Here is a 12,982-nt window from a genome sequence, read left to right as displayed (position 1 = left end):
GCAATTTAGTCACCATGCAAAGCCCTTACATCTGGAGGGATTTTTTGCCAGGGGTAACCTTTTACCGCTTTGGAATAACCAATTTGATATAACTGATTCATTCTTTGAGTATCAAACAATTCCTCCGAGTTCGAATCAAACTCATTTGGAACATTGGCTAAATTAAAATCAACTCCCTCTATAAGAGCACAAAGATAGATAAAAATAACATCGGCAGCCCCCTGGGATGCCGTGACACTTTCTATCGCTCGCTTGCCAATTACCAATAACTTGGGCTTGATTACTTTGTAATGGAATTGATTCTGGTTATTGCGTATTACATAAATTTTAACGTTTGGTTTTTGTTTTAATTTGAAATGTTTTTTCGCGGTTTTGATATCAGAACCAAGACGACTTAAAAAGACCGCAAACGTTGTTGAGCCATCGACGTGCATTTCTGTGTAGGGTTTTCCGTTGGCCATGACATCAAAATAAACAGGCGGCATGACCACGGGAATGCTGGCAGAAGCAAGTAGAATTTTTCGAAATAACTGAACTCTCTCGGGGTTTTTGCTTGCCGCGATGCGGGTCATATCCCATACCACCAGTTTTCGAGAGTAAAGATTGGATGTCCCTATATAAAGCCGCCGTCCTTGATAATAGCCTTTGGCAATGTCATCAAGCAATTTTTCATCGACATGACGAGCAATCAGGTCTTGTAATGGTTTGGTTCCTTTAAGGGCGCTGCCTCCTGTTAACAGAGTCCATAATACAGGTTTATTACTCAGTACATCCTTCGTGGTAATGGTTGTATACACTTTTTTTAATGTAGCATCATACTTGGGTCCAGCAAAAGCTAAAGGTGCTATTAATGCCCCAGTACTTATACCTGTCACGGTTGTAAATGTTGGCCGAGAACCGGATTTTGTCCACCCATTCAGTAATCCAGCACCAAAAGCACCATAATCGCCACCACCTGAAATAATCAGCAAGCTGAAAGAGCCTTTTTGATGGAACATGGTATCAGGGTAAGCTTTAGCCAGTTGTTTTACACGTTCAAGAGATTGCTTTTTAATTATTGGGTCATCACTGCGGGTGAATTCAGTGCGTACCTCTTTAAATCCAGGCACTAAGGCCTTATCTGCCAATTGTGCTGGGAGAGGATTATTTTTTGCTGTATTGCAAGCGGTTTCTAAACAAAGCAAAAATACAACAAAAAAAATCCTTTTCATAACTTTCCTTTAAATTAATGTTTTCCTGAATTTTATTCAAAAAATGGATTAAAAGCGATAGTGTTTGTTTTCATATTAACGCACCACAAAAAAACATACGGCTATAAATGCTAAAAAACCATAAAAGGGTGATAGATTCCAAAAGGCCAAGGCAAGAAAAAACAAAATACAGCAAATAGCCATAGGAATAGAGTAATAGACGTCAATAACACCTTGAACTACTGAAAATGTAGCAGCCGCTAACAAAGCCAATGCTCCGTATTGGACTGAGATCATAATTTTGCGTGTTATTGGACCATTATGAGAATTAAGCCACTGATATCCCACAAGAGCCATGATTAATCCTGGTAAATTCAGGCAGGTGATCGCAAGAATTAAACCAGTTACTCCGGCCGCCTTATAGCCTATTAGTGCGGCCAGTTTTATTCCCGTTAATCCTGGGAATAAAAAACTTGAACCTAACATACCTACAAATTCTTCTTTTCCTATCCAGTGCCTGTATGTGACCGCCTCATATTCTAATAATTTTAACATGGAATTGCCGCCGCCTAGGGATATCAGGCCAATTTTCCCAAAACTGTAAATGATTTCAATGAAAGTTTTTATCATATTTTTAAAGTCTTTTTTAAGAAGGTAACGTATTCAAAAGAAGGTTGGGTTCCGAGTAAAAGGACGCTGATGGTTTCTACCAGGTTTAATGATCTCCCCTCAATACAGGCACTGAAATACACTTTATCCTTGACTTCAAGACGAGCAAGCTCAAGCTTGACAGTTGGCGTTGTGGGTAATTTAAAAACAAAGGCTTCTTTTTTAACAAAAACAACGATTCCTTTTTCTTTTATTTTTTTCAATAGTTCTTGTCGATTTAACTGCCCAGCATCGTCATGGCAAGAGAGCGTTTGTGGGTTTTCAAGATGAACTTTAGGCCCAAAACCTAGTGCAGAGCCAGATTGCTTAATAACAGGTTTATACAATAATTCATTACGCCTTTGCTTTATATTATGATCAGAATCAGGTAGTAAATAATAATAGTCTTCTTTATGTTTTTTCTGATAGTTGGCTAGATCAAGCAACGAACTGTCAATAGTATTTAAACGGATGATTTGATCTGTAGGCCAAAAATAGCGCTTTTCCCATTTTAGATTGTCTTGAGCATCATGACCTAAAGTGGTAAGTGGTGTTGTTTGTTCAGAGGAAAATTCAAAGTTCCAAACCAGTCTTTGCATTATTAGTATTTCATTTTCTGTTTTGCTTACGCTAGATGATTTGATTTGTTTTGGCAAGGTTAACTTAAATGTTTCTTATAATTTTTAAAGGATTATTGCTCGCTAAATAAAGCGTAAAAAGTATATACTGGTTATTCTATAAACCTATTAATAAAATAGCAAAGGAAGGTATTTTATGGCTATTGTGTTCTTTTTAATTTATTTGGCTTTTACTCTGGGAGTACTGTCCAGAAGAATTAATCCATTGGTTTGGGAAATTGGAAGCATAATCTACCTCATTCCCGCAACATTTTATTTTGGGTTCCCCTGGATTATCGGTTTATTCATTTGGTTCTTTATTATAGCTGCCGTGCTGGTAGTTCGAGTGGAGCCATTACGCCTTTTCATCGGCGATTATTTGTATAAAACTGCAGGAAAATCGGTACCCAAGCTCTCTAAAACGGAAGAAGAAGCTTTAAACGCGGGGGATACCTGGCTGGAACAAGATATTTTTACAGGAAAACCTGATTGGCAAAGATTATCAGCAGTTTCTACAGAGCTCACAGCAGAAGAACAAGCTTTTTTGGATAATGAAACTCATACTTTGTGCAGTATGTTGGATGAATGGGAAATTAGCCAGGAATATGATTTATCTCCCAAGGTTTGGAATTACATTAAAGAGAAAGGATTTTTAGGATTAGTGATACCAAAGGAATTCGGTGGCAAGGGATTCTCAGCTCGAGCCCATTCCGATATTGTAATGAAAATTGCAACTCGCTCAAGAGTAGCGGCAGTGACGGTAATGGTTCCTAATTCCCTGGGCCCGGGTGAGTTAATAAATTATTATGGAACCGATGAGCAAAAGGCATATTATCTTCCACGTCTTGCCAAAGGTGTTGAGATCCCCTGTTTTGCATTGACAGAGCCAGGGGCTGGAAGTGATGCGACCTCCATCCAGTCAGAAGCCATTGTAGTTAAAAAGAAGATGGATGGAAAATCAGTACTTGGCTTAAATATCACCTTGGATAAACGGTGGATTACTTTAGCTCCTGTTGCGACTTTAATTGGATTGGCCGTGAACTTGAAAGATCCGGATGGGCTTTTGAAGGGTGAAGGCGAGGAAGGCATAACTTGCTTGCTGATTCCAAGAGATACTGAAAATCTTGAAATTGGCAATAGGCATTTACCAGCTGATCAGCCCTTTATGAATGGAACTTTACGTGGCAAAGATATTTTTGTGCCTATTGATACCATCATTGGTGGTCAAAAGAAAGCGGGATCCGGTTGGCAAATGCTGGTTGAGTGCTTATCTATAGGGCGCTCAATATCTCTGCCAGCACTTGGAGCAGGTTCTTCTTCTATTTCTTATTTAACAACAGGTGCTTTTGCTAGAATTCGTCGCCAATTTAATGTAGAAATCGCTCAGTTTGAAGGAGTAGAGGAAAAACTTGCAGAAATAGCGGGTTTGAGTTATTTGATCAACTCTACCCGGTTGTTAACGGTTGCTGCAGTGAATGAGCATAAGAAACCCTCTGTAGCTTCGGCGATTACCAAATATTTTAATACGGAATTGGCACGAATCACTGTGAATGCTTCTATGGATGTTCATGCTGGACGAGCCATTGTTGTTGGGCCACGCAATTACTTAAATAGTTTATATCAAAGTGTTCCTATTTCTATTACGGTAGAAGGGGCTAATATTATGTCTCGCAATTTATTGATTTTTGGGCAGGGATCTATGGCCTGTCATCCGTTTATTCGTGATGAATTCTACGCCATCTCCAGTGAGAATAAAGAAGCATTTAGAGAGATAATTTGGAAGCATATCCATTATTTTATGCAGAATTTTGCTAAAACAGTCTGTTCAGCATGGACAAGTGGTTTGTTTATTGCGGTTCCCGAAAATTCAATGAAAAGAGAGTATAAGAAACTGGCACGTTTGAGTTATGCCTATTCCTGGCTTGCTGATCTGTCTTTAATTTATTTGGGAGGTGATTTAAAGCGCAAGGAGCGATTATCTGCAAGATTGGCCGATGGCATGTCTTATCTCTATATGGCAATGGCGGCTTTACGAAATGTGCAATTAAATCAAGACCATCCTGATGAGCAATTGCATGCCAGATGGGCGGTAAGCTATAGTTTTTACCACGCGCAAAAATCCATGATTGCACTTTGTCACAATTTCCCTTCCAAATTTTTAGGTTTTATTGCCCGAGTAGTTGCGTTTCCATTTGGGCAAACCATGCGTTATCCTTCAGACAAACTAGATCATCAGTTGGCTCGTTTGATGACGGGCAACAATCATTATCGTGACCGTTTGAAAAAATCGGTCTTTCTCAGTGGTGATTCGAAGCAGCCTGTGGATCGTATGGAACATGCTTTACAGCTTATTATTGAAGCGGATGGATTAAGCAAAAAAGTGAGTGATTTGAAGCGCTATAAGTGGAGTAAGTTGAAAGGGAAGTTAAAAGAAAAAGTAGAATCTGGCCAGTTGTCACAACAGGAAATGGAAGAGTTGCTTGCTGTTGAAGACGCACGTTGGGATGCCATTTTAGTGGATGAATTTACCTTCGACTCCATGAAGAAGAAGGCATTGCATTCCGTGATAGAAAAAATGAAATCTCCCTTGGAGTGATTTTTACAGACTTTTAACATCGATTTGCCAACCAGCTATCAATCCAAATGAGGCTGGTTTGCTATAATTAAACTATATTTCCTGGACCAAATATACATTGTTGAGAGTAAGTTATGCCAAAATACACACTGCCCACAAGAGATGCCTTATTAAAAGCGATGCAAGTAGGTGAAACATCCATTGAAGCTGCTGAATATATGGCAACAAGGTTTGAGCAGATTTTAACAAAAGCGAAGTTATTACCAGAATGTAATGATATGCTGGAAAAAATAAAAGAATATGCTCAATTCGTTAAATTCAAATTATTATCCTCTGCTCAAGTTTGGTCTGGCCAAGAAAGGCCAACTTCAGATTACCAAAACACGCAGGAAAACAAAGCCGAATTTTTGGCAAGCCATTTGGAAGGGTTGCCAAGTGGATTAAAACTCGAAGTTGCTATTGGGGACGATGCCAAAATATTGCGAGGATTTTCTTCCAATGGAAAAATGGTAGAAGGAGATCAGCTCAAAACGATGGATGGATTATTAGAAGGATGGCTTGCCAAGAATGGTCTTGCTATTTCAGGAGGTGCGGTTGTTAAAATAGACAACACGGGCAACCAAACCAAAGTAGATCCAGAGGAAATCAGACAATTAATCAACGATAGCGAAAAGGGAGTCGCCAAATATTTTGCAGATAAAGGAGTGAGCATGGATGTGGCACAACGAACCTACCAAGAACCCAAAGCATTGGAAACCAAGCGAGAAGAAATCAGACAAGAAATTGAATCCGGTGCTGAAGCCCCAACCACTCAATCCATCAGATAGGAATATACTGGTTCACCTAAAAACCAATCTTGGTTTTTAGGTGAACTGATTTGCTGCCTGCAGTCTATCGAAAGAGCCTATGTCATACCAAATTCCTGAGTGAACACTTCCAGTGGCACTATTTTGTTCCACATATTTTCTGAGTAAAGGGGTAACAGAATACCTTCCTTGTCTGCAGTTGGCAAAAACCTTTGGGTTATAGTAGGCAATACCTGAAAAAGTGTAAGCCTGATTTGTATTGGTTAAGTGGGATCCATTGATTAAACCAAAATCGCCATGATGAAGCAAAGAAGGATTTTTGGGAATTAAAAGCAGATGAAATGTATCAATATTTTTGAGTTGGAGCTTGGCAAAATCAAAATCAGTATAAATGTCGGCATTTACTGTTAAAAATGGCTCCTCGCCCAGCAAAGGCAAGGCGTTCACAATCCCTCCCCCTGTTTCAAGGCCTCCAGGCGGTTCTGGAGAATAGATAACATTCAAGCCCCATTGTTTTCCATTTCCTATATATTGGCGAATTTGTCCGCCCAGGTAGGCATGATTGATTATTAATCGTTCAAAGCCGGCATTGGCCAGGTTAATGACATGGTGTTCAATTAACGGTTTGTTTCTTACCATACAAAGTGCTTTAGGAATTTTATCGGTTAAAGGGCGTAATCGTTCTCCACGTCCTGCTGCAAGAATCATAGCGGTTTTCATGGTAAATAAACCCGTTTTTGCAGAAAATTAAAAAATGGGTGTAATTCTTCATATGTTTCTGCGCATTCTAATGCATATTTTAACGTGAGAGGCAAATCCCTAAGATATCCTGCTTTATTATCACGCAAATATAAACGGCAAAAAACACCTAACACTTTTAAATGCCTTTGTAACCCACATAGATCAAAGGCCCGAATAAAATCGGTTAGAGAATAAATATTGGCGTGGGGGCATTTTTCATGAAAATAGGTTATCCATTCTAAAACCTTTTCTCTCGGCCATGAAATATAACAATCTTTGAGTAAAGAAACTAAATCATAGGTAACAGGACCTAGCATAGCATCCTGAAAATCAATAGTTGCTAAACAGCTATCCTTATTTTTGACTAGCATCAGATTTCTTGAATGATAGTCCCTGTGAATGAAAACTCTTGGTTGAGTCGCTACTTCACTTGCGATCCACTCGATGGTATGCTGAATTAGTTGTAATTCGTCTTGTCTTAAATCAAGAGATAGATAGGCTTTCAAAAACCATTCCAAACATAAATTCATTTCTTTGAGCATGAAACCCTTATCAAATAAGGGAAATTCAGGATCGTCAGTGGGACATTTTTGAATTTGTAATAGCAAATTCATTGCCTGGCTATAATAATTATCTACTGTTTCATGATTCAGCTTATTTAATAGTAATTGATCCCCTAAATCACTTAGTAATAGGAAACCTTCTCTTTTATTTATTGCCAGAATATCGGGGACTGGTATTTTAACTTTATCAAGAACGTTAGCGATATGGAGGAAAGGTTCAATATTTTCCTTTTCAGGTGGAGCGTCCATAACTACTTGAGATAATCCATTGTATTGAATGCGAAAATACCTTCTAAAACTTGCATCTCCTGCTAAAGGAAGGAGGACAAAGTCTTTTTGTTGAATCGTTTGAGCTAACCACTCTTTCAGTGCGTTTTCTCTTTCATGCATGGTATACTTCCCGTTTTTATTTACAGAGTGCGGTTGATATACTCCCTTCTTAATAAAGAGTAATTTCATTCTCGCACAAATAATAAGGTATTTTGTTAGCTGTGAACATGAGGTTTTATAAAAAGCTAATTATATCCGGTTTTATTTCATTTATCGCCTTATTGCGAGGTTTACTCTATTGCCATTTAAAAAGGCCATTTAAAAAATGGCTTGAATCTTTATTTTCAGTGAAATGGGTCTTAATGGCCATAGGGATAACTGCTTGTGTTTTATCTTTGATAAATTATCAAGGGTTAGCCTACTCCGCTGCCTTGATAAATGAACCTATTCAAGCTTGCGTGATTGCGCGAGAAGTTGATTTAACAGACGATATAAGAACCAAATTTGCCCAATGTTTGGGTTGGCAAGCTGATCAAAGTTCCCCTTTGTGTCTCGGTTTTTACAAACCCATTACGGTGACGCCGTTATCTAGTCCTGATGAAGTACGTATTTTGGCAGATACGGCTTCCTTCTATCGTACTCAAAGATCCACTTTATCTGGGCATGTAGAAATGCAGCAGGGCCAAAGAGTAGTTAACGCTCAAACAGCCTATGTGTACAGGGATCCTAAAACGAATGAAGTAACAAAAATTGAATTTTTGAATCATGTACGTTATTTAGAACCTGATAGAATGATGATCGCTAGAAAAGCAGTTGTGTATCCTCAAGATAAATCGGGTGAAGTGGAAGATGTTCTTTATCGATTTAATACCAATAGAAGCAATGCATTGCTGCCTGCCTGGGGTAGGGCAAGTTTAATCAAGCGTTTTGCAAATCAGGACTACTTCTTGAAAGAGGCAACTTACACGACTTGCGCGCCTCAAGATAAGGCTTGGGCTATCGAGGCCGAATCCATCAGCATAGACAACGAAAAAGGAAAGGGCATTGCTCGCAATGCCAAATTACGTATCCACGAATGGCCGGTGCTTTATACCCCCTATTTAAGTTTCCCTACCAATAGAGATAGAAAATCGGGGTTTCTGATGCCCATAGTGGGTTATTCCAATGTAGGGGGAGCTGATTTGGGCATCCCTTATTATTGGAATATGGCGCCAAATTATGACATGACTCTCGTTCCTCACCTTTATACAAAACGCGGCTTGATGCTGGGAGGGCAATTTAGATATTTGACTTCAAAGAGCAATGGAACATTTAATGGAAATTTTTTACCAAAAGATAAAGCCTTTGGCCGATTTTTACAGGACAATGAGGCAGAATTCCCTCAGGTTCGAGGACTTTCCACGAATCGTTGGGAAGTAAATTTTGTCGATTCAACCCAATTTCTCTCTGATCTTCAATTAAATGTTAATTTTCAACAGGTTTCTGATGATTATTACTTGCAAGATTTCAGTACAAATTTGGCATCAGTAACTCAAAGACAATTATTGCGCCAGGCTGATTTAACCTACACTACCGAAAACTGGACTTTCAGAGGTATGGGACAAAGTTATCAAACGTTACATCCAATTAACGAAATCCCGGTTTCACCTGTTTATGAACGGTTACCGCAACTCATGGCACGAGGTTATTATGATGATTTACCTTTTAATGCCAATTTCAACATCCTTGGTCAATACGACCAGTTTCACTGGCCTAATGACTCCTGGAATATAGCTCTTAATAATATGCCTCAGGGGCCCCGGTTTCATTTGAATCCCATTTTATCAGTGCCAATGATGAAGCCTTGGGGATATGTTACTCCCTCAGTACAATTTGTGGAAAATTATTACGATATTTCAAGAAATTATACTTGGGGCACATCTCGAGCTAATTATAACCTGACAATACCTCGCTATAGTCTTGATGGCGGATTGTATTTCGAACGAGATTTGCATCTTAATGGTACGTATTACATACAAACTTTAGAGCCTAGGTTATTCTATTTAAGAGTACCATATTATAACCAAACACTTATTCCAGTTTACGATTCAGGATTTATGATTTTTAATGTCGATCAATTGTTTAGAGCCAATCGCTTTTCAGGGTTTGATAGAATTGGAGATGCAAATCAGCTAAGTTATGCCCTTACCACAAGGTGGTTAGAAGATGAATCAGGTGCTGAGAAAGCGAATTTTTCTATTGGCCAAATCAAATATTTCAGTGAGAGAAGAGTACAACTTTGTCAAAGCCCTACCGGGTTTTGTACCGATAATCCAGATACCTTTGGAAACTTATCTTCTACTTTTGGAACATCGCCTGTTGCGTCAAGGGCGGTATATAAATTTAATCCAGCTTGGGGAATAACAGGGGATTACATTTGGGATCCGGCAACAAGGGCTACAAATAATGCGGATTTGAATTTGCACTATCAGCCAGCTCGTAATGCTATCATCAATGGCGGGTATAGTTATTTAGTTAATGGTGACGTCACTCAAGTAAGAAATAATGACACTGAAAATAATGCCTTACATCAAGCCATTTTATCCGCTGCCTGGCCGCTTAGTGAAAAATGGAGTGGTATTGGAGCCTATAGTTATAATATCAGTAAAAATTACAGTATGATGTCATTTCTTGGCGTTCAATATGATAGTTGTTGCTGGGCCATGCGTATTTTGGGAGGGCGAACTTTTAGAAGTTTAAATGAAGAATTTGAGCCTCGGTACAATAACAACATTTATTTGCAAATATTACTAAAAGGCTTAGGATCAGTAGCTAGCAGTGATCCAAGCGGTATATTGAATACCTATATCCCAGGATACTATGACCCTTTCCGACGCCGTTAAAATCCAAAGATAAATGGCGCAATAAAAGCGAGTCAGGTTTAGGTGTTTAGGTTAGTACAGGTTGAAAATATTTTAATCTGTTTTTTGTGAATTATGGTGTAAATTAAGCAAACTTGCTTGTATTTTGACAAAGAATAACATAAATTGCCCGAAAAATGTAAATGAGGATTATGGCATGTTTAAAAGAATAGCATTGGTATGCGCTTTGTTTTCAGGAGTATGTTTCGCTGAAGGAAAGCAGCTGTTAGATAAAGTGGTTGCTATAGTAAATGATAATGTCATTACTTCCAGCGAATTGAACGCTCAAGTCGAGTTATCTAAGAAGCAGATTATCGCTCAAAATATGCAAATGCCAGATGAGTCTGTATTACGTAAGCAAGTATTGCAACATTTAATAGACGTAGATCTGGAAATGCAAATGGCAAAACAAAATGGTATTACTATTGAAAATGCTGAAATTGATGAAGCGATAGAAAAAATAGCTGCTTCAAATCATCTAAATTTATCGCAAATGCGCGATGAAATTACAAAGCAAGGAATTAGCTGGCAAGAATACAGACAAAATATCCGTAAAGAAATGCTGATTTCCAGGGTTCAGCAAAAAGCAGTAGGTAAAGATATTATTGTTACTAATGAGCAGGTGGAACAATACCTAAAAACTTCAGGCCGCATAGAAAATTCTAACTTGACTTATCATTTAAAAAATATTGTTATCCCTTTAAGCGAAGAACCAACGACTAAACAGCTTCAAAGAGCTAAAATCGAGGCAGAAAACTTGTTAAATAAAATTAAAAAAGGTGAAGACTTTAGCCGTTTGGCAATAGAAGAATCGAGTGGGGAGTTTGCATTGGAAGGTGGTGATTTGGGTGAGCGTCATTTGGCTGAGCTGCCTGAGGTATTTGCCAAGGAAGTAGTACATATGAAAGTAGGTCAGGTGGCCGGTCCGATAAGAGCAGGAAATGGATTTCATTTGATCAAATTAGTAGCTGTTGGCGGCGAGAATCAGCGTCATGTGATCACTCAAACCCATGTCAGACATATACTGCTTAAACCTGATGCCAGCATGGTGCCAACTGAAGCAATTAAGCAAGTTAATAACATTTACCGGCAAATACAGTCAGGCAAAGATTTTACTCTTATGGCTAAACAATATTCACTCGATGCTGCCAGCGCAGTGAAAGGCGGTGATTTAGGATGGGTTAATCCTGGTGAATTAGTTCCAGAGTTTGAAAAAACTATGAACAGTTTGCCATTACATAAAGTCAGTAAACCGGTAAAAACCCAATACGGGTGGCATCTCATTGAAGTGATTGCACGCAGACAGAAGGATGATTCAGAAGCTTTTAAGAAGCAACAGGTCAGGCAATTTCTACAACAGCGTAAGTTTGTAGAGGCAGTACAAAACTGGCAACAACATTTGCGCTCTCAAGCTTATATTAATATAGTTGATAAGGATTTAGCATGAACCCACTGCTTATTAGTAGTGGAGAGCCTGCTGGAATTGGCCCGGACTTATGCCTGGCTTTGGCAGAAACCGATTTTCCCGTAGTGATATTGGGTGATCTGTCTTTATTAGAGGCAAGAGCCAGTGAGTTAAATCTCAGTATTAAATTTTTAGAGTACGTCCCTCGCCAAAGCTTCGAAAAAAAAGCAGGATATTTAACTGTATGGCCTGTTTCATGCGCTGCACCGGTCATCAGTGGTGAGTTAAATCCGCAAAATGCGTCTTATGTTATGGAGCTTTTAACTTTAGGGGCTTCGCTATGCTCCAAAGGTGAGTTTTCCGCATTAGTGACAGCGCCTGTTCATAAGGCAAACATTAATGCAGCCGGTATTACGTTTACTGGCCACACGGAGTTTTTTGCTGATTTCTTTGAGGTGGAAACAGTGGTGATGATGTTGGCCTGTTCTCAAATGAAAGTGGCATTAGTCACAACGCATCTTCCTCTGCGTATGGTGCCTGATGCCATTAGCTCTTTGCATATCATAAAGGTAATTCAACAATTACATCATTCATTAAAACATGATTTTGGAATTCAAAATCCAAAAATCAACGTGGCTGGTCTGAATCCGCATGCTGGAGAATCAGGATATTTAGGTCGAGAAGAAATTGAAATTATTATTCCAGCCTTAAATACTCTAAAAAAACAAGGGATCGATGTGCTAGGGCCGTTACCAGCAGATACGATGTTTATAACAAACAATATTAATCACTGCGATGCTTATGTGGCAATGTACCATGATCAAGGACTGCCAGTCTTAAAGTATGCTGGATTTAATGAAGCAGTAAATATAACTCTAGGATTACCGATAATTCGTACTTCTGTAGATCATGGAACAGCATTAGAATTAGCTGGTAAGAACAAAGCTAACCCTGGGAGTATGCTTGCGGCGGTTAAGATGGCGAAAGATATGGCTTTAACAAGGATAAAATGAAATGTCTCTGATTAGCCTGATAGCAGCCATAGATGAAACAGGAGGATTGGGTATTAACAACCAATTACTCTGCTATTTGCCAGCCGACTTGCAGCACTTTAAATCGATTACCATGGGTAAGCCTATTATCATGGGCAGAAAAACTTATGAATCGATAGGCAAACCTCTTCCAGGCAGGCTAAATATTGTGATTAGTCAATCGATTCAGTCAATACCGGGTGTTGTTGTTGTCGATTCTTTGGGCCAGGCCATAA

General features: G+C 38.9%; 11 protein-coding genes (1 of these 11 running past the window's edge). 6 read left to right on the top strand and 5 right to left on the bottom strand.

The features are described 5' to 3' along the window. Positions 1-5: 5 nt before the first annotated feature. The 3 genes from OQI99_RS10400 to OQI99_RS10390 form a co-directional block, all read right to left on the bottom strand. Positions 6-1,211, bottom strand: a complete 1,206-nt coding sequence (locus OQI99_RS10400) for a patatin-like phospholipase family protein (RefSeq protein ID WP_265731863.1) — start codon at positions 1,209-1,211, stop codon at positions 6-8. A gap of 75 nt (positions 1,212-1,286) precedes the next feature. Further along, on the bottom strand, positions 1,287-1,820 hold the full coding sequence (locus OQI99_RS10395; protein WP_061514596.1) for a chromate transporter: 534 nt from the start codon (positions 1,818-1,820) through the stop codon (positions 1,287-1,289). Beyond that, the gene (locus OQI99_RS10390) at positions 1,817-2,437 is read right to left on the bottom strand and encodes a hypothetical protein (protein ID WP_265731862.1); all 621 of its coding nucleotides are present in this window, start codon (positions 2,435-2,437) and stop codon (positions 1,817-1,819) included. The genes OQI99_RS10395 and OQI99_RS10390 overlap by 4 nt, the downstream gene beginning before the upstream one ends. A 175-nt stretch (positions 2,438-2,612) precedes the next feature. Here OQI99_RS10390 and OQI99_RS10385 point away from each other — a divergent pair, with 175 nt between their 5' ends. Together OQI99_RS10385 and OQI99_RS10380 are read left to right on the top strand one after the other, a co-directional pair. Beyond that, on the top strand, positions 2,613-5,051 hold the full coding sequence (locus OQI99_RS10385) for an acyl-CoA dehydrogenase (RefSeq protein ID WP_265731861.1): 2,439 nt from the start codon (positions 2,613-2,615) through the stop codon (positions 5,049-5,051). Positions 5,052-5,164: 113 nt separating this feature from the next. Further along, positions 5,165-5,857, top strand: a complete 693-nt coding sequence (locus tag OQI99_RS10380; protein ID WP_061514599.1) for a lpg0294 family Dot/Icm T4SS effector — start codon at positions 5,165-5,167, stop codon at positions 5,855-5,857. 36 nt (positions 5,858-5,893) lie between these two features. Here the strand turns inward: OQI99_RS10380 and murU are convergent, their stop codons facing one another. Next, a complete protein-coding gene (gene murU, locus OQI99_RS10375) occupies positions 5,894-6,556 on the bottom strand; it encodes an N-acetylmuramate alpha-1-phosphate uridylyltransferase MurU (RefSeq protein WP_265731860.1) in 663 nt (220 codons plus the stop codon). Next, positions 6,553-7,530, bottom strand: coding sequence for an aminoglycoside phosphotransferase family protein (locus OQI99_RS10370; RefSeq protein ID WP_265731859.1), 978 nt, complete (start codon positions 7,528-7,530; stop codon positions 6,553-6,555). The genes murU and OQI99_RS10370 overlap by 4 nt, the downstream gene beginning before the upstream one ends. Before the next feature lie 242 nt (positions 7,531-7,772). Here OQI99_RS10370 and OQI99_RS10365 point away from each other — a divergent pair, with 242 nt between their 5' ends. From OQI99_RS10365 to OQI99_RS10350, 4 genes are all read left to right on the top strand, one after another. Continuing rightward, a complete protein-coding gene (locus OQI99_RS10365; RefSeq protein WP_265732365.1) occupies positions 7,773-10,292 on the top strand; it encodes an LPS-assembly protein LptD in 2,520 nt (839 codons plus the stop codon). 175 nt (positions 10,293-10,467) lie between these two features. After that, positions 10,468-11,757: a peptidylprolyl isomerase gene (locus OQI99_RS10360; protein ID WP_265731858.1), complete on the top strand. Its 1,290-nt coding sequence runs from the start codon at positions 10,468-10,470 to the stop codon at positions 11,755-11,757. Further along, positions 11,754-12,728: a 4-hydroxythreonine-4-phosphate dehydrogenase PdxA gene (gene pdxA / locus OQI99_RS10355; protein WP_265731857.1), complete on the top strand. Its 975-nt coding sequence runs from the start codon at positions 11,754-11,756 to the stop codon at positions 12,726-12,728. Before OQI99_RS10360 ends, pdxA begins: the two co-directional genes overlap by 4 nt. A gap of 1 nt (position 12,729) precedes the next feature. Next, a protein-coding gene (locus OQI99_RS10350) for a dihydrofolate reductase (protein WP_061514604.1) crosses the window boundary here: on the top strand, positions 12,730-12,982 show its 5' portion. Its footprint extends 239 nt past the window's final position; only the first 253 of its 492 coding nucleotides appear in the window; the start codon lies at positions 12,730-12,732; the stop codon falls past the right edge of the window.

Source organism: Legionella sp. PATHC039, assembly GCF_026191275.1.
Lineage (GTDB): Bacteria > Pseudomonadota > Gammaproteobacteria > Legionellales > Legionellaceae > Legionella > Legionella pneumophila.
Note: the sequence above shows the minus strand (reverse complement) of the source record. Positions and strands in the feature narration are given on the sequence as shown.